The following is a 17,094-nucleotide window of genomic DNA, read 5'->3' on the forward strand; positions in this document are numbered from 1 at the left end:
TTCACTGCAATAGCCCTTATCTTCATGGCAATTAGAAATAGAAAGAGAGAAAGTTATGTTTAAAGGTGGAATGGGTAACATGATGAAGCAAGCGCAGCAAATGCAAGAGCGCATGCAAAAAGCCCAAGACGAAATTGCTAGCTTAGAAGTGGTTGGTGAAGCAGGTGCTGGTTTAGTTAAAGTAACCATGCTTGGAAACCATAATGTTCGACGTGTTGAACTTGATGAAAGTTTAATGGAAGACGAAAAAGATCTTATTGAAGACTTACTTGCCGCTGCGTGTAATGACGCAGTTCGCCGTGTAGCAGAAGAAACACAAGAGCGCATGGGTAAAGTAACTGGCGGTATGCAATTACCACCAGGTATGAAAATGCCATTTTAAGATAAAATATGCAGCTTTCAGAGAGTTTAAACCAGCTAATTGAAGCATTGCGCTGTCAGCCGGGCATAGGCCCAAAGTCAGCGCAGCGCATCGCGTTCCATTTGCTTGAGCGTGACCGTAAGGGGGGCACTCAGCTTGGTAATGCACTTACCAAAGCGATGACTGCTATTGGACACTGTCAATCGTGTCGTACTTTTGCAGAGCAGCCGCAGTGTGAAATCTGTTTAAGCCCCAAACGTCAAGATAGCGGAATTTTATGTGTGGTTGAATCACCTACCGATGTGTTGGCGATTGAACAAACTGGCCAGTATAAAGGTTTGTACTTTGTATTGATGGGACATTTATCACCTATCGATGGTATTGGTCCAAATGAAATTGGCCTTGATATTCTTGAAAGTAAGTTGCAACAAGGTGGGATAAACGAGGTTATATTAGCGACCAACCCTACAGTTGAAGGGGAAACTACAGCGCATTATATTGCCCAGCTTTGTCACCGTTATAAAGTTGATGCATCGCGGATAGCCCATGGTATTCCGGTCGGTGGCGAACTTGATTTGCTCGATGGCATGACATTAATGCATGCATTTAGTGGCCGACGAGTGGTTAGTCAAAATTAGCTTTGCAGTTAAGTAAATAAATTCTTTGAAAGCGAAAAGCCTGCATTTGCAGGCTTTTTTATAGTCGCTCTAAAATAAAGCGACTCAGCTAAGCGCTAACCATACTCCAACGCCAACCATCAAACTGCCAGCGATGCGGTTCATCCACTTGATATTGTCACCTTGGTTTAAAAACAGCCGTAAACTTTTACCGCCAGTGGCATAGAGCATCATGCAAGTGAACTCGCTGAGCATAATGATGGCGACTAACATACTCAATTGTGGCGCAATCGCGTAGTCAATATTTATAAACGGCGGTAGCAGGGAAATCATAAACGCCCAGCCTTTAGGGTTGGCAATCGCGGTGATAAACCCTTGTGAGAATAGCGCTTGGCGAGATACTTTTAATTTACTGTCTGCGCCTAATTTGATGGTTGCTTTTGCTCGCCACATTGCAACCCCAATATAGACTAAATAACCTGCACCGAGCCATTTTAATACGCTAAAAAGTGTCGGGTAGTTGAGCATGATACTTGCCACCCCTGCGACTGCTGCAACAGCCACAATAGCAACGCCAAGTAATTCGCCAATCATCATCCACATAGTTCTGCGCACGCCAATACTCATTCCTAAGGTCATGGCTAAAGTCATACACATCCCAGGTGTAATAGAGACAAAAAAGAAGGTGGGTATAAATACCCCCAGGACTGCGAAGTCGAGCATGTAAGCATCCGTTAGTTGCTGTAATAGAATGCGCAATGGTAATTGTTTTTGAAAGGGTTAGAAACCAATTTGGGATGGTTAAGCACAATTAAGAGATTGTTAGCACTGGCGATAAAGCATAAACTGATTACTAATACGCAAGCTAATTTAGATCTTTGAGGAGCATGTAGCAGGAAGCTTGTATGCACTGATCACAAGCACTTATTTGTAAGTGGGTTTTAACAAATATATTTTTGCTTTGTTGGGTGCTTTGAATTAGGATCAAAACAGTTTAAAACCAAGAACTAATGCCCTGTGTCTAGATTATTTATTGCTATTATCATCATTTTCCTAAGTTTTACTGCGACTGCGGTTGAAGTTACTGATCTATATCAGGACGTATTAAAAGTATCTGACAAATCTCGCGATGCTCGACTCAGCGCCAGCCGAGAGGCGTTGCTCAATGTACTGGTTAAGGTTAGTGGCGATCCGAATGCGGATCAAAATCCAATCGCTCAGCAACGTAGTAAAGATATATCAGATTACATGCTCAAATTTGAATACGACGAAAAAGCCAATGGTCAACTTAATCTCGTGGTTAAATTTGAAGCAAATAAAATTAATGCACTCGTCAAAGAGCTTAATTTACCATTGTGGGGTACGCGTCGCCCGCTGGTGGCTATTTGGCTTGCCATTGAAGATAACTGGCGTCGTGAACTTGTTACCCAAGAAAGTTATCCGCAGCTAGAGCAACTAATTTATAGCACCGCAGCGCGACGTGGCTTGCCAGTCGTGGTGCCGTTGCTTGATTTACAAGACCGTGCATTAGTGGGAATACCTGAGGTGTGGGGTAATTTCTCCTCGCCAGTCGAACAGGCATCAAGCCGTTATAGTGCAGAACGCAGTATTACCGCGCGTTTATACAAACAACCTGACAGCGAGATTTGGTTGTTGGATTGGCGCTTTACTAATGATGAGCTGTTTGAAGCAAATAGAGTAAGCGGTGATAAACAACAAGCCATAGCCTTAATGATCGACAGCTTAGCAGCTGGCTTGGCCAATGAATATGCGGTTGATCCGAATTCTACAACGCAGCTTGCCCAAGCGGTATTTAAATTAAAAGGCACCACTAACTTTGTCGATATTGAGTTGGCTAAACGTCAGCTTCAGAGCTTAAGCGTAGTTACCCAAGTGACAATTCGTTCTCGTACTGCTGATGTAGTTAGTTTTGCGATCAATCACACTGGTAGTATGCATGATTTACAAAAAGCCTTAGAGCTCGACCGTGCTTTTCAACCATTTGTTGATCCTCGTGCATTTTATCCCGTAGTAGCGCAAGACGATTTAGAATATCAATGGGTTGGTTTGTAATGCAGACAATTGAGCCGGTGCAAATGGCATTACCGGTAACGTTGCCGGATGATGAAACCTTTGCATCTTATTTTGGTGGTGAAAATTCACTGGAAGTGAGTCATTTAAAAAATGCTTTTAAAAGTTTAGCAACCACTTTTCAATATACATATTTATGTGGTTTAGGAGATTCGGGTAAATCACATTTACTGTATGCAACCTGTATTCATGCCCAAGAGCATGGCTTATCGACTATGCTGCTATCAATGCGCGAAGTGATTGATTTTGGCCCTATGGTGCTCGATGGCTTAGACGCGCTTGATGTGTTGTGTATTGATGATGTGCACTTAGTAGCTGGTAACGATGCGTGGGAAAAAGCGTTGTTTAATTTTTTTAACCGTTTTAACGAACCGGGTAAATGCTTAGTAGTGACAGCGGATCTGTTACCAGACATGCTTAACATTAACTTGCCGGATCTTGAGTCACGATTAAAATGGGGTACGACATTTCAAATCCGTTCTATGAGTGATGATGATAAAGCCGAAGCCTTAGTAAAGCGCGCCAATATGCGCGGTTTAGAGCTCAGTGATGAATGTGCGCGCTTTTTATTAACGCGTTTGAGTCGTGATATGCGAGCGTTACTTGATGTGCTTGATAAACTTGACCATGCCTCGATGGCTGCACAACGTAAATTGACAATTCCTTTCATAAAATCCACTCTAAAACTCTAGGGTCTGTTGGCCTTTCCGGATTAATATTTGTTCAAACTAGGGGCAATTTAATCGCGGCGCGAGGTTTATAACCTAGTGGGCTAAGTAAAAGCCGAGCAAAGCTTCCGCGTCCTGCTCACGCCCCTTACTTACATCCATGTAAGTAACAAAGAGTTAATTGCCCCTAGGCAGAACCCTTCGGGCAGCGCCTGTTTGGCATTGATGCTGCGTTATCGCCTATTTATGGGGAATAACCACACCACATAGGCTCTGCCTTGCCTAAATACCAAACAGACTGCTGCAAATTTAACCTTGAAAGATCAACAGACCCTAGTTTTCTCTACAAAATCGTCTAACTTCCCATTTTGCTTAACCAGAATGGGAAAGAATTCAATAAGATTGGTATAAGGTCTGGAATCTAGCCATTGCTTTCAGTTATCATTAGCTATTACTTAAATCACCTTCTGTGACAGATCAGGTATCGAATGAACTTAGAAAATATATTAGCGCAAGCACTTGAGGCGGTCGCCAGTGCCAGTGAAATCGCGCAGCTTGAAGATATCAGGGTTAACTACCTTGGTAAAAAAGGCGAAATCACGAATCTATTAAAAACCCTTGGTAAAATTGCCCCTGAAGAACGCAAAGAAGCAGGCCAAGTAATTAACCAAGCTAAGCAAGATGTACAAGTTGCGATTAACGACAAGCGCGAATTACTAGCAAGCAAGGCCCTTGAAGAGAAATTAGCCGCTGAAACAATCGATGTAACATTGCCCGGTCGTGTTATGCCAACAGGTGGTTTACACCCAGTGACGCGTACCATTGAGCGGATTGAGAGCTTTTTTGGCGAATTAGGTTTTGCGGTTAAATCTGGCCCAGAAGTAGAAGATGATTTTCATAACTTCGACGCGCTAAATATTCCTGAGCATCACCCAGCGCGTGCTGATCACGATACTTTTTACTTTAATCCAAAACTGGTGTTGCGTACGCAAACCAGTGGTGTGCAAATTCGCACCATGGAAGCTGAGCAACCGCCGCTGCGTATTATTTCTCCAGGGCGTGTATACCGTAACGATTACGACCAAACACATACGCCGATGTTCCATCAGGTTGAAGGGTTGATGGTTGATACTGATGTAAGCTTTACTGAGCTTAAAGGTATTTTGCACGATTTCTTGCGTAACTTTTTTGAAGAAGATATGGAAATTCGTTTCCGTCCTTCATTTTTCCCATTTACAGAGCCTTCAGCGGAAGTTGATGTGATGGGTAAAGACGGAAAATGGTTAGAAGTATTAGGTTGCGGAATGGTGCACCCTAACGTGCTTAAATCAGTGGGAATTGATCCAGAAAAATACACTGGTTTTGCCTTTGGTATGGGTGTAGAGCGTTTAACCATGCTGCGTTATGGTGTAAATGACTTACGTGCGTTTTTCGAAAACGATTTGAAATTCCTTAATCAGTTCCGTTAAGAGTGAAGAAATAACATGAAATTTAGTGAAAAGTGGTTAAGAGAGTGGGTTAATCCTGCAATTGACACGCAGGCTCTTTCGGAACAGTTATCGATGGCCGGCCTTGAGGTAGATGGCGTAGAGCCCGCTGCGGCAGAATTCTCTGGCGTTGTTGTCGGTGAAGTAGTTGAATGTGGTCAGCATCCTGATGCAGATAAACTACGTGTAACTAAAATCAATGTCGGTGGCGATGAGCTATTAGATATTGTATGTGGTGCGCCAAATTGCCGTTTAGGTATCAAAGTTGCAGTAGCTATGGTTGGCGCTGTATTACCGGGCGATTTTAAAATTAAAAAAGCCAAACTACGTGGTCAACCGTCTCACGGCATGCTGTGTGCATTCGTGGAGTTGGGTATTAGCGAAGAAGGCGACGGTATCATGGAGTTGCCACTTGATGCACCTGTTGGCACAGACTTACGTGAATACTTAAGCCTTGATGACAACATTATTGATGTTGATTTAACCCCGAATCGTGGTGACTGTTTAGGTATTAAAGGCATCGCTCGTGAAGTGGGCGTACTTAACAGTATTGATGTTAAAGCCCTAGAAATACCAGCGGTTGCAGCAACTATTGATGATAAAGTATCAATTGAACTAGTAAACGATGAAGCCTGCCCTCGTTATTTAGGGCGTGTGATCAAAGGCATCAACCTTGACGCCACAACACCACTTTGGATGGTTGAGAAGCTTCGTCGTAGTGGCGTGCGCGCAATTGACCCTGTGGTTGATGTAACTAACTATGTGTTACTTGAACTTGGCCATCCAATGCATGCTTTTGATTTAAATGCGATTGAAGGCGGTATCAAAGTACGTAGCGCCCATGCTGGTGAAGAGCTGGTATTACTAGATGGTAATACTGCTAAGTTGAATGAATCTACCTTAGTAATAGCCGACCATAACAAAGCGCTGGCGATTGCCGGTATCTTTGGCGGTGAGCAATCAGGCGTTACCGAGCAAACAACGGATATTCTATTAGAAAGTGCGTTTTTTAATCCAGTTGCTATCGCAGGGCAAGCTCGTAGCTATGGTTTACACACAGATGCATCGCATCGTTATGAACGCGGTGTGGATTTTGCGCTGCAACATGATGCAATAGAACGTGCAACAGCGTTGTTACTTGAGATTGTAGGCGGTCAAGCAGGCCCTGTAGTTGAAGCTGTTGCAAAAGATAAGCTTCCTAAGGTCACTGAAGTGCGTCTTCGTCGTGCGCGTTTAGACCGTGTTATTGGTCATCATATTGAAGATGCGAAAGTAACCGACATTTTAACCCGTTTAGGGCTTGATGTGAAAATTGTCGATGGTGTGTGGAGTGCAGATGTACCAAGCTACCGTTTTGATATTCGTATCGAAGAAGATCTAATTGAAGAAGTTGCTCGCGTATATGGTTACAACAGTATTCCAAACGTAGCACCGACTGCTAAATTAAAAATGACCACTCATAACGAAGCCAATATTGCAGTGAGCAAATTTCGCAATACGCTAGTGACTCGTGGTTATCAAGAAGCGATCACATACAGCTTTGTTGACCCTAAAGCACAAGCTATTTTACACCCAGACAGTGACGCGCTGGTTTTGCCACATCCAATTTCGATTGAAATGTCGGCAATGCGTGTGAGCCTTATGCCAGGTTTACTGGCATCAGTAATGTATAATCAAAACCGCCAGCAGCCACGTATTCGTTTATTTGAGCATGGCCTTAAATTTCTACGTGATGAAAACGCAGAGAATGGCGTAAACCAAGTTGCAGTTATTGGTGGGGCTATTACTGGTCTGGCACATGGTGAACATTGGGTTGAAGAAAAGCGCACCGTTGATTTTTATGATTTAAAAGGTGACGTTGAAGCATTACTTTCATTAACCAATGATATAACGCGTTTTGAAATCAAAGCAGAGCAATCAGATGGCTTACATCCGGGCCAATCTGCGGTGATTTATGTTGAAGGTAAAAAGGTCGGTTTCTTTGGTGCTATTCATCCTCAAGTACAAAAATCGTTAGATATCAATAATGCGACTTATGTGTTTGAAATTGAAATGTCAGCCATTGAAAAAAGAAATTTACCAGAGGCTGTAGGGGTTTCGAAGTTCCCTTCAAACCGCCGCGACATCGCTATTTTAGTGGAAGATCAGGTGAAATCTGGCGACATTTTATCAGTGATAGAAAAAGTTGGCGGAAATCAATTGGTTGACCTAAACTTATTCGATGTGTATAAGGGCAAAGGTATTGAGCCAAATTATAAGAGTTTGGCGATTGCTCTAACACTGCAAGCGGTTGATAGAACACTCGAAGAGAAAGATATCAATCTAGTAGTTGATAACGTGGTGGCCGCACTGGCCGAACAGTTTAATGCATCGTTGAGGGACTAGATATGGCGCTTACTAAAGCCGACATAGCTGAACACCTATTTGAAAAATTGGGGATCAATAAAAAGGATGCCAAAGATTTAGTTGAAGCGTTTTTTGAAGAAATCCGCTCAGCGCTTGAAAAAGGCGAGCAGGTTAAGCTCTCTGGATTTGGTAACTTTGATCTTCGTGACAAGAAAGAAAGGCCTGGCCGTAATCCGAAAACTGGGGAAGATATCCCTATTTCGGCACGACGCGTCGTCACCTTTCGACCTGGTCAAAAGCTCAAAACTCGTGTTGAAGTTGGTACGAGCAAATAAATTAAAAAAGGCAGCGTCAGCTGCCTTTTTCTTTTCTATAAACTAAGTTTGAACACGATTAAAAATCCCGTGGTGAAACAAACTGCCCAGCTTGAATACTGTCGTAGGTTTGCTGTGCGAGGGTATCTAATCCGCTGAGACTTTTTCCTGTTGCTGTGAGTTGCTGCTCAATCGGGAATATTTCAACATTGGTTATCCCAGAAAGCTGTGCAATTTTTGCAAAAGTATAGGCATGCTTATATTTTTCCTGTTTATAAAATAAACTGATCAATGAGGTGTAAATCTCGGGGTTTGGAGTTTGTTCAGCTTTGTTTAGCTCTAACGTTTTATACAGTAAGTCTATGGTCTTATCTTCATCAAACTTAATATAATAACTGGCTAAGAAAAACTGGATTTCAGCGTCCTCAGTGACACTAGGATCCTTTTCAAGCGCAAGTAATTTAGTCAGGGCTGATTGGTCATTATTGCGAGACCAATGATAATACAACAACCCAGGGTGGTTAGTATTTTTGGTATCTTGAAATAACCGCGTCATTTCCTTGATACTGGTTAAATGTGCTTCAACGCGGGAGGTGGTTTTTTCTTTTAATTTGATATGTTCAATTTTTGCCGCCAGCGATACGCATTGATCGTATTTTTCAAAACCTTTTAATAATAAATATTTGTTATTATCAGTCGGTTGTTTGTATTCATGGTAACGCGCCATGATCACATCAGCACGTTGGGCTTTACAGTGACTATCTTTATTTAAATCATTACATAAACCTGGGGTTTCTTTACACACCTGTGCAAGTGTCAACGGTTCTTCACACCCAGTTAATGCCAACAAACTCAGTAAAACACTTGCTCTTAGTAACATCCCTTAACCTCACCTTAATAATTACCTTGTTATTCTAGCGTAATGAATTGCTCTCTAACAGTGGAGAATAAAGTTAGTTTAAATTAGAATAGCGAAGCCCACTGAGGCGTGTTGCTCTCAAAACTCAATACGTCTTATGGCTATCCGTTCAAAAATTGTTTAATTAGGTAAATAAAATGACCTCATCTCACGAGTTAGAATACACAAATAGTTGGCAAGAACGCCAAGATTACGCAGAAAGCATGCAACCTATCATTGGAAAGCTTTATCGTAATCGTGGTATTGAAATCGCGGTATATGGCCGTCCTCTCGTCAATGCCAGTACAATTGATATCATCAAATCTCACAAAACAGTGGCGCAGTTTGAAGGCACTAAACTTCGTTTACGTGAAAGCTTTCCGTTTTTAGAAGCTATTAGCAAAATGGATTTAAACTCTGCACGTATCGATATTGGTAAACTGGCTTATGGTTATTTATTTAACGATGTTGCAAATGGTCGTTCTATCGAAGAGTATTTAAACGACGAGTTAGCTGAAATTGTAAACTCACAAGCCAAAGAGCCACGCGATGTGGTGTTATATGGTTTTGGTCGTATCGGTCGTTTACTAGCGCGTTTGTTAATTGAAAAATCAGGTCCTTATGCGGATTTACGCTTACGTGCAATCGTTGTTCGTGGTGGTAAAGACGGCGACCTTGAAAAGCGTGCTAGCCTATTACGTCGTGATTCAATTCATGGTCCTTTTAATGGTTCAATCACCATTGATAAAGAACGTAATGCAATAAAAGCCAATGGTAGCTACATTCAGGTGATCTATGCTAACTCTCCAGATGAAATTGACTACACAGCATATGGTATTGAAAACGCATTGATCGTTGATAATACGGGGATCTGGAAAGACGAAGCTGGCCTTGGCTTACATTTAAAATCAAAAGGCGCTGCAAAAGTACTATTAACAGCACCGGCGAAAGGCAATATCAAAAACATCGTATATGGTGTTAATAACCACGATATCAAACCGGAAGATAAAATTGTTTGTGCAGCAAGCTGTACTACCAACGCAATCACACCAACATTAAAAGCACTTAATGATAAGTTTGGTATTAACAATGGTCACGTTGAAACAGTTCACTCGTACACTAATGACCAAAATTTGATTGATAACTACCACAAAGCAGATCGTCGTGGCCGTGCCGCAGCACTTAATATGGTGATCACTGAGACTGGCGCAGCTAAAGCCGTTTCAAAAGCATTACCAGAACTTGAAGGCAAATTAACGGGTAACGCAATCCGTGTACCTACACCGAATGTGTCTCTGGCTATTTTGAACTTAAACCTTGCGACCAGCACCACGGTTGAGGAGTTAAACTCGTTCTTACGCCATGCTGCTCTGCATTCAGAGTTACGCGACCAAATTGATTACACGGCCTCTACTGAGATTGTGTCTACCGATTTAGTCGGCAGTCGTTATGCGGGTGTGGTTGATTCAACCGCCACTATCGTTGATGACAACCGTATTGTACTTTATGTTTGGTATGATAATGAGTTTGGTTACAGCTGCCAAGTTGTGCGTTGTATGCGCGATATGGCCGAGGTTTCATTCCCAAGCTTGCCACGTTAATTGGTAATAGCTTAAAAATCTTTACAAAAAGCCAGCATTCGCTGGCTTTTTTAGTCATGAATGTTTTTTCAAAACCCAAGCCATGTGGTAGGCTGTCTCCAGTTTGCTACATTTTAATAACAATGCGCCCATTATAGTGGGCGTTATTTAATTTCTAACTAACAAGCGATAAGTTAGCGATTAATTTTTCATATATAGGTTTAATAAAATGAAAATCACCAGTAATTTTGACAGTGGCAATATCAAGGTCATTGCCGCGACCGATCCACTTAATATTCAGCTTGAGATCAATAAAGATCATTTATCTGATTTTTTTCAGTGGTTCCATTTCCGTTTAGAAACAACACCTTTTCAAAGCCATAAATTACATATCAATAACCTTGAAAATTCAGCTTACCCTGACGGCTGGGAAGGTTATCAGGCTGTTGCATCGTATGATCGCCAAACCTGGTTTCGTGTTCCTTCAAACTATGCTGATGGCACGTTATCATTTGAGATTGAGCCAGAATGTGGCTGTGTTTATTTTGCTTACTTTGCACCATATAGCTACGAGCGTCACTTAGATCTAATCACATGGGCACAAAGCCAAGAAGCCTGTCAGCTTGAAACCTTAGGTGAAACACTTGATGGCCGTGATATGAGCGTACTGCGTATTGGTGGCGAAAGTGATGAAAATAAGAAAACAATTTGGATAACAGCCCGTCAACATCCAGGCGAAACGATGGCCGAATGGTTTGTTGAAGGTGTATTACATAAGTTATTAGATGATGAAGATCCACATGCAGCAGCATTGTTATCAAAAGCGGTATTTTATATTGTACCCAATATGAATCCTGATGGTAGTGCTCGTGGGCATTTACGTACTAACGCAAAAGGAGTTAACTTAAATCGTGAATGGCAAACTCCAAGCATGGAAAATAGCCCTGAAGTATATTTAGTGCTAAATAAAATGCGTGAGACCGGTGTTGATATGCACCTTGATATTCACGGAGATGAAGCGATTCCATATAACTTTGTAGCCGGTAGTGAAGGTATCCCAAGCTATGATGCGCGCTTAAAAGACTTAGAAGACAGTTTTAAAGCGGCATTGCACATAGTGACTCCTGAGTTTCAAGATATCCACGGTTACCCGAAAGATGAGCCAGGTCAAGCCAATCTAACGGTGGGGTCATCAGCTGTTGCAGAAGAATTTAAAGCGCTTGCTTACACGGTTGAAATGCCATTTAAAGATAACGATGGTTTACCAGATCCTGATTATGGCTGGTCAGATCGCCGTTCATATCAATTTGGCCAAGACACCTTGGCTGCGATTGTTAACGTAGTAGATAAATTAAGATAACGTGTTTGTTACTAAGGGCATCATTCATATCGATGCCCTTAGTTTTTTTAATCGCGATGAATGGCATTAGCGACGCTAATAAAGCGATGATATTTGCTTAATGTGTTACTTAAATCTTTTCCAAGCTCTGTTCGAGCCGTATCTTTAAGTTACCTACATAAAACCATGTAGGGTTAATTAAATTTTAAAAGTAGTTATTTTGAAAATTAAGTGTTAACAAACTTAGAACGTTTAAGTTAATATTCAAAAAGTTGCAGGGGAGGTAGTAATGTTGTTACCTTATTTCCCATAGCCATATGTCGCGCATTCTGATTAGCTACAGCAGAGTATCGTAACTAGAAAATAATAAATATAACTATAGAGGATATCCATGGAAGCTTTTGTAAGCGCTGTTAATGATGTTGTTTGGAGTAACGCACTCATCTATTTATGCCTAGGCGCAGGCTTGTTCTATTCTGTATTAACCCGATTTGCTCAAGTTAGACATTTTAAAGAAATGTGCAAATTACTATTTAGCCCTAACACCTCAGATAAAGGGATCTCATCTTTTCAAGCATTGGCTGTGTCGTTATCTGGACGAGTAGGGGTTGGTAATATAGCCGGTGTAGCGGCAGCTATTGGTTTTGGTGGCCCAGGTGCTATTTTTTGGATGTGGGTTGTGGCTTTTTTAGGAGCAAGTACAGCGTACGCCGAATCAACATTAGGGCAAATTTATAAAACAGAAGAAGATGGCCAATATCGCGGCGGCCCAGCATATTATTTTGATCGCTGTTTAGAACAAAAATGGCTGGCGATTTTATTTGCCGTGTCGGCAATTATTGCATGTGGTGTTTTTCTGCCGGGCGTGCAAGCCAATGCTGTTGGCAACGCGTTTACCCAAGTGTTTGGTGATGGCACTATGGTCTCAACGAGTTTTGGTGAAGTCGGTAGCTTTAAATTGGTTGCTTTGGCAATTATTCTTATTGTTTTAGCGTTTATTATCTTCGGTGGTATTAAGCGTATTGCTAACTTTACTCAAATTGTGGTGCCATTTATGGCGTTAGGCTACATAGTATTAGCTTTAATCGTGGTATTTTTAAATATCGATAAAGTACCTGATATCTTCTCTTTAATCATAACAGATGCGTTTACCGCACAGGCCGGTTTTGGTGCCGCTATTGGTTGGGGTGTAAAACGTGGTATTTATTCTAACGAAGCTGGTCAAGGTACCGGACCGCATGCAGCTGCAGCGGCCGAAGTTGATCACCCAGCCCAACAAGGTTTAGTGCAAGCTTTTTCTGTTTATGTTGATACTATTTTTGTTTGTACTGCGACAGCATTAATGATTTTAATTACCCAGCAATACAATGTAGTGGGTGAATTACCAGCAGGGCAATTTATTGTACAAAACGTTGATGCTGCAACTGAAGTTGGTTCAGCTGCTTTCACGCAAATGGCTTTATTCAGCGTGTTTGGTGGTTTTGGTGAAGCATTTGTTGGTATTGCATTGTTCTTCTTCGCTTTTACTACAATACTTGCTTATTACTATATTGCTGAAACCAATATTGCATATTTAAATCGTTATTTTAAAGGCACTATTCCGCTTGTGATGGTGAAATTTGTGATTATGTTTATGGTGTCATATGGCATGGTAAACAGCTCTGGTTATATCTGGAGTATTGGTGACATTGGTGTGGGTTTAATGGCTTGGATAAATATATTGGGCATTTTATCAATATTCTTTGTGGCTAGACCTGCGCTATTATGTTTGCGCGATTACGAAGATCAGAAGAAAAAAGGTGGGGATATCACATTTGACCCTGTTAAGTTAGGGATCAAAAACGCTACTTTTTGGGAAAAGCGTCTCGCAAAACAATCAAAAGACTCTCAGTTATAGGATTGAGTGGCGTAATCAGACATGTTTTGGTTATTGTAAAAATTAGATACTCGTTGTTTTTCGGATCTCAGCTATTGGCTGCAATTGAAAAAAGACAACGACAAATAAAACACGTACAATAAAGGGCGCCGCAAGGCGCCTTTTTTATGCGTAGATTTTTATGCGAAGTATGGAGAAAGATATGGCAATTGTTCGTTGTCCTAGTTGTAATAAGTCAATATCCGATAAACACCAACAGTGCCCTCACTGTGAGAATAATGTAGCGCAGCTTGATGATGAACAACGTCAACAGCTAGCGCGCGAAAAACGCATTCAAAAACAACAAATGTTTATGAATCATTCTTTTTTTGCTCTACTGATATTTTTAGGTGGTTTCTTTAGTTTATACTTTTTACATCCAGAACCTGAAACTCCATCGTGGTACGCATGCACCGCAGCCATTGCAATCGGTTGTATTTGGTATTTAATAAACCGCGTTATTTTAGTGACTTTAAAAAAGAAAAAATGACATGAACATCGATAATCTCGTAAAAACAATTACCCCAGAATTATTCGAACGCCTTCAGTATGGTGCAGCAACAGGTAAGTGGCCTGATGGCACGGTACTCAGTGACGAGCAAAAGCAGCAGACAGTGCAATTAGTTATGCTTTACCAAGCAAAAGTAGCGCAAACAAATGAGCAATTCACCATAGGTTCTAATGGTGAAATGGTGCAAAAAACCAAAGCACAATTGCAAAAAGAATTTACCGCAGACAACGAAATAGCAAGGTTTAGTGAAAATGATCTTTAAACACCTTTTTACCCCGAAGTGGAAGCACCCAAAGCAACAAGTACGTTTAGAGGCAATTGAAAAGCTAGATGTAGAGCGTGATGCGACGATTTTAAATGCATTAGCTCTGGAAGATAGTTCAGCAGAGATCCGTAAAAAAGCGCTTAATAAAGTCAATGATTTAGTGTTGTGGTGGCAGGCGTATAAACAAGATCAAAGTTTAAAAGAATTAGCAGAACAGCATATATCAAATGCCGTACTGAGTGATGAAAGTAACTTATCTAGCCAAATTAAAAACGAATACATAGAGCGTTTTGCTCCAGTAAAAACACTTGAAAAACTTGCATTTGCAGAAAAAGAACTACAAGTAAGAGTGAAGCTATTAAAACGCTTGGCTAATCCTAAGTTAGTTGAAAAGGCGTTTAAAGAAGGTTCAAGCGAACTACAAGTAAACCTTGTTGAGCAAGTGATCACCCATCAATTAGTGAAAAACTTAGTTAAGCATGCACATGATGAGGCAAAAGTAGCCCTTGAGACGCATATAGAAAATGAGCGTTTAGCAATTGAAATGCCATTAAAAGTACAAAATGATACTCGTGTTATCTTGGCAAAACTTAATGCATTACGTGAAAAGCAAGACTATGCGCTTGTTACTCAACAATATGGCGAACTTACTCAGCAATGGCAGGCACTTGATCTAACCTGGTTAAATCCAGAACAACGCGAGACGGTTGCAAATAAATACATCGTACTAACCGAAAAATTAAATGAGTTAGTTAGTCAATTACAAGCTGTGCATGAGCAACAACAACAACGGTTAGCTCAGCAGCAACGACAATTATTGGCGTTGGCAAATTTAGAAGCGTTAAGTGATGAAATTGAAAATGCGCTACAAGTTGGCTTAGAAACACCAGAGCAAATACAACAAGATTGGTTGGAAGCTAAAGTTGCACAAGCACAGGAAACACTGACACAAAGCGAACTGCAAGACGGCGGGCAAAAAAACCAAGTGACTGGCAGATTAACAAGTTTGTTTAAGCAAGTAGCTAAATTACCAGAGCTTAGTGAAGCGATCAGGGTTTTTAAAACTTCATTAAAAGAATTGAGCAGTATCAACACTGACGATATTGACCAAGCAAATTATGATGAGGCTAATCGCCAATTTAAGCAGACGTATAAAGCGGCGAATGCATCTCTAGCTCAGTTACCTAAGCCTTTACAAGGGCCTTTTAAAGCACAATTAAATGAGCAACAACAACGCTGGGATAAAGCTGTTGCACCTATTAGTGATAAATTAACGAAAAATCAGCAACAAGCTACTCGCAAAGGACGCGATGTTCAGCGCCTTATTGAACAAGGCCGTTTTAATGTTGCATTTGGTGTGTTTAAAGGCTTTATTGAGCTGTATGAAACGTTAACTCCAGTTAGTCAGCAAAGTCTTGAAAAAGTCAAAGCAGATCTTGAGCAGCAGTTAGAAAATGCTCGTGATTGGCAAAAGTATGCGTCTGCCCCTAAGCGTGAAGAGCTACTAACTGAAATTACCAGTTTGCTCAATCAACCTTGCACAGATCCCAAGGCGCGTGCAAACGAAGTGAAAACATTACGTCGTCGTTGGAATGAGCTTGGGCGTTTAGATACCGAGCAAGAGCAGGCGCAAGGTAAAGAGTTTGATGACAAGATAGAGCTATTATTTGTACCATGTCGTGAACATTTTGCGCAACTAGAACAACAGCGCGAAACGACGAAACTTGAACGCGAAGCGATTATCACTCAGATGAAATCATTGGCTGATACTGATACGACGAGTGATGAGTTTGATTGGAAAGAGTTTGAAAGCCAATACAATCGTATCAATAAAGTATGGCGTAATGCTGGTAATGTAGAGCCAAAAGTATACCGTGCTTTGCAAACACAATATAAAGCGCAGCAACAGCAAGTATTCAATGCGTTGAATGCGTTTCATAAAAGCAACGCGGCAGCAAAAAATGCACTAGTTGAACAAGCACAGCAATTATCAGTAAGTGAAGACTTAGCTGATGCTTGTCAGCAGCTCAAAGAGCTGCAACAGCAGTGGCAGGGAATAGGCTTTGCGGGTGTAAAAGCTGAAAATGCATTATGGCAAAAATTCCGTCAATGCAACGATGTGACATTTGCTAAACGCAGTGAAGAGTTTGCTCAGCATAAGCAGCAACAAGCCGCCGACAACGCAGTTATCGCAGCACAACTGAGTGAACTTGAAGACGCATTACCAGCGGTTAATCAAAAAGCACAATTACTTGATTTACGCACTAAGCTAATTGCGCTTGAAGGGAGCAAAGAACTAAATAACCGCATGCAAAAGCTATTAGCTAACATTGATGGTAAATTAGCCGTGCTGACAGAGCAAGCAGCACAGGCTGATTTTAGCGCTTTATTTAGTGCGCTTGAAAACCAGCAAGCAATCCCTGCACAATGGCAAGGGGGTGCTGATACGCATTTAACCATTACACAACTGATGCTAAGAATGGAAATTCTAGCTAATGTTGCCAGTCCTGAGGGAGCACCGCGTATGGCTGAGCAGGTTGCAATGCTTGACGATAAGCATCGCGGTGAACAAGCTGATCTACATTATTACTTAAAACAGTTATTGGCTTTGGGTCAAGGTTCAGTTGATGCTGACACACTAGGACGTTTAAAAGCGGTATTTAGCATTTAAATAATCTAGGGCGCTGTAGATTAAATAAAAG

At 41.3% G+C, this 17,094-nt stretch carries 15 protein-coding genes; 13 read left to right on the forward strand and 2 right to left on the reverse strand.

Annotated elements, in window-relative coordinates; genetic code table 11:
* Positions 1 to 55: 55 nt before the first annotated feature.
* Complete coding sequence (locus H5163_RS14205; protein WP_145241584.1) at positions 56 to 382, forward strand: YbaB/EbfC family nucleoid-associated protein; 327 nt, start codon at positions 56 to 58, stop codon at positions 380 to 382.
* A gap of 8 nt (positions 383 to 390) precedes the next feature.
* Complete coding sequence (gene recR / locus H5163_RS14210; RefSeq protein WP_145241586.1) at positions 391 to 999, forward strand: recombination mediator RecR; 609 nt, start codon at positions 391 to 393, stop codon at positions 997 to 999.
* 84 nt (positions 1,000 to 1,083) lie between these two features.
* Here the strand turns inward: recR and H5163_RS14215 are convergent, their stop codons facing one another.
* Entirely contained in the window at positions 1,084 to 1,701 is a 618-nt protein-coding gene (locus H5163_RS14215; RefSeq protein ID WP_145241588.1) for a LysE family translocator, read from the reverse strand.
* A gap of 294 nt (positions 1,702 to 1,995) precedes the next feature.
* Between H5163_RS14215 and H5163_RS14220 the strand changes: the two genes are divergently transcribed.
* The 5 genes from H5163_RS14220 (at position 1,996) to ihfA (ending at position 7,905) form a co-directional block, all read left to right on the forward strand.
* The gene (locus tag H5163_RS14220) at positions 1,996 to 3,051 is read left to right on the forward strand and encodes a DUF2066 domain-containing protein (protein WP_182735413.1); all 1,056 of its coding nucleotides are present in this window, start codon (positions 1,996 to 1,998) and stop codon (positions 3,049 to 3,051) included.
* Positions 3,051 to 3,761 (forward strand): DnaA inactivator Hda, encoded by a 711-nt coding sequence (gene hda / locus H5163_RS14225; protein WP_182731917.1) that lies wholly within the window; start codon positions 3,051 to 3,053, stop codon positions 3,759 to 3,761. The genes H5163_RS14220 and hda overlap by 1 nt, the downstream gene beginning before the upstream one ends.
* Before the next feature lie 464 nt (positions 3,762 to 4,225).
* Positions 4,226 to 5,206 carry a phenylalanine--tRNA ligase subunit alpha gene (gene pheS, locus H5163_RS14230; protein WP_145241591.1) on the forward strand — a complete coding sequence of 327 codons (981 nt, stop codon included), beginning with the start codon at positions 4,226 to 4,228 and terminating at the stop codon, positions 5,204 to 5,206.
* Between the two features lie 15 nt (positions 5,207 to 5,221).
* A complete protein-coding gene (pheT, locus tag H5163_RS14235) occupies positions 5,222 to 7,609 on the forward strand; it encodes a phenylalanine--tRNA ligase subunit beta (RefSeq protein ID WP_182731901.1) in 2,388 nt (795 codons plus the stop codon).
* A gap of 2 nt (positions 7,610 to 7,611) precedes the next feature.
* Complete coding sequence (ihfA, locus tag H5163_RS14240; protein WP_016707763.1) at positions 7,612 to 7,905, forward strand: integration host factor subunit alpha; 294 nt, start codon at positions 7,612 to 7,614, stop codon at positions 7,903 to 7,905.
* Between the two features lie 58 nt (positions 7,906 to 7,963).
* Here ihfA and H5163_RS14245 read toward each other — a convergent pair whose 3' ends face one another.
* Positions 7,964 to 8,764, reverse strand: a complete 801-nt coding sequence (locus tag H5163_RS14245) for a DUF2989 domain-containing protein (RefSeq protein WP_182735414.1) — start codon at positions 8,762 to 8,764, stop codon at positions 7,964 to 7,966.
* A 176-nt stretch (positions 8,765 to 8,940) separates the two neighbouring features.
* On the opposite strand from H5163_RS14245, the gene H5163_RS14250 reads away from it, so the two are divergent.
* The 6 genes from H5163_RS14250 (at position 8,941) to H5163_RS14275 (ending at position 17,063) form a co-directional block, all read left to right on the forward strand.
* Complete coding sequence (locus H5163_RS14250; protein WP_145241596.1) at positions 8,941 to 10,383, forward strand: glyceraldehyde-3-phosphate dehydrogenase; 1,443 nt, start codon at positions 8,941 to 8,943, stop codon at positions 10,381 to 10,383.
* Positions 10,384 to 10,591: 208 nt separating this feature from the next.
* Complete coding sequence (locus tag H5163_RS14255; protein WP_182731902.1) at positions 10,592 to 11,722, forward strand: carboxypeptidase family protein; 1,131 nt, start codon at positions 10,592 to 10,594, stop codon at positions 11,720 to 11,722.
* 370 nt (positions 11,723 to 12,092) lie between these two features.
* Positions 12,093 to 13,598, forward strand: coding sequence for a sodium:alanine symporter family protein (locus H5163_RS14260; protein ID WP_145241599.1), 1,506 nt, complete (start codon positions 12,093 to 12,095; stop codon positions 13,596 to 13,598).
* A gap of 181 nt (positions 13,599 to 13,779) precedes the next feature.
* On the forward strand, positions 13,780 to 14,106 hold the full coding sequence (locus H5163_RS14265) for a hypothetical protein (protein ID WP_145241601.1): 327 nt from the start codon (positions 13,780 to 13,782) through the stop codon (positions 14,104 to 14,106).
* Position 14,107: 1 nt separating this feature from the next.
* The gene (locus H5163_RS14270; protein ID WP_182731903.1) at positions 14,108 to 14,389 is read left to right on the forward strand and encodes a YeaC family protein; all 282 of its coding nucleotides are present in this window, start codon (positions 14,108 to 14,110) and stop codon (positions 14,387 to 14,389) included.
* A complete protein-coding gene (locus H5163_RS14275; protein WP_182735415.1) occupies positions 14,379 to 17,063 on the forward strand; it encodes a DUF349 domain-containing protein in 2,685 nt (894 codons plus the stop codon). Before H5163_RS14270 ends, H5163_RS14275 begins: the two co-directional genes overlap by 11 nt.
* Positions 17,064 to 17,094: the final 31 nt, after the last annotated feature.

This window comes from Pseudoalteromonas sp. SG44-8 (assembly GCF_014164125.1).
Classification (GTDB): Bacteria; Pseudomonadota; Gammaproteobacteria; order Enterobacterales; family Alteromonadaceae; genus Pseudoalteromonas; species Pseudoalteromonas rhizosphaerae.

What these genes read in the sequence shown, in the direction of transcription:
- H5163_RS14260 (WP_145241599.1), top strand. Translation starts at nt 12,093, where the DNA reads ATGGAAGCTTTTGTAAGCGCTGTTAATGATGTTGTTTGGAGTAACGCA.
- pheT (WP_182731901.1), top strand. Translation starts at nt 5,222, where the DNA reads ATGAAATTTAGTGAAAAGTGGTTAAGAGAGTGGGTTAATCCTGCAATT.
- H5163_RS14245 (WP_182735414.1), bottom strand. Translation starts at nt 8,764, where the DNA reads ATGTTACTAAGAGCAAGTGTTTTACTGAGTTTGTTGGCATTAACTGGG.
- pheS (WP_145241591.1), top strand. Translation starts at nt 4,226, where the DNA reads ATGAACTTAGAAAATATATTAGCGCAAGCACTTGAGGCGGTCGCCAGT.
- H5163_RS14215 (WP_145241588.1), bottom strand. Translation starts at nt 1,701, where the DNA reads ATGCTCGACTTCGCAGTCCTGGGGGTATTTATACCCACCTTCTTTTTT.
- H5163_RS14270 (WP_182731903.1), top strand. Translation starts at nt 14,108, where the DNA reads ATGAACATCGATAATCTCGTAAAAACAATTACCCCAGAATTATTCGAA.
- H5163_RS14265 (WP_145241601.1), top strand. Translation starts at nt 13,780, where the DNA reads ATGGCAATTGTTCGTTGTCCTAGTTGTAATAAGTCAATATCCGATAAA.
- H5163_RS14250 (WP_145241596.1), top strand. Translation starts at nt 8,941, where the DNA reads ATGACCTCATCTCACGAGTTAGAATACACAAATAGTTGGCAAGAACGC.
- hda (WP_182731917.1), top strand. Translation starts at nt 3,051, where the DNA reads ATGCAGACAATTGAGCCGGTGCAAATGGCATTACCGGTAACGTTGCCG.
- H5163_RS14255 (WP_182731902.1), top strand. Translation starts at nt 10,592, where the DNA reads ATGAAAATCACCAGTAATTTTGACAGTGGCAATATCAAGGTCATTGCC.
- H5163_RS14275 (WP_182735415.1), top strand. Translation starts at nt 14,379, where the DNA reads ATGATCTTTAAACACCTTTTTACCCCGAAGTGGAAGCACCCAAAGCAA.
- H5163_RS14205 (WP_145241584.1), top strand. Translation starts at nt 56, where the DNA reads ATGTTTAAAGGTGGAATGGGTAACATGATGAAGCAAGCGCAGCAAATG.
- ihfA (WP_016707763.1), top strand. Translation starts at nt 7,612, where the DNA reads ATGGCGCTTACTAAAGCCGACATAGCTGAACACCTATTTGAAAAATTG.
- recR (WP_145241586.1), top strand. Translation starts at nt 391, where the DNA reads ATGCAGCTTTCAGAGAGTTTAAACCAGCTAATTGAAGCATTGCGCTGT.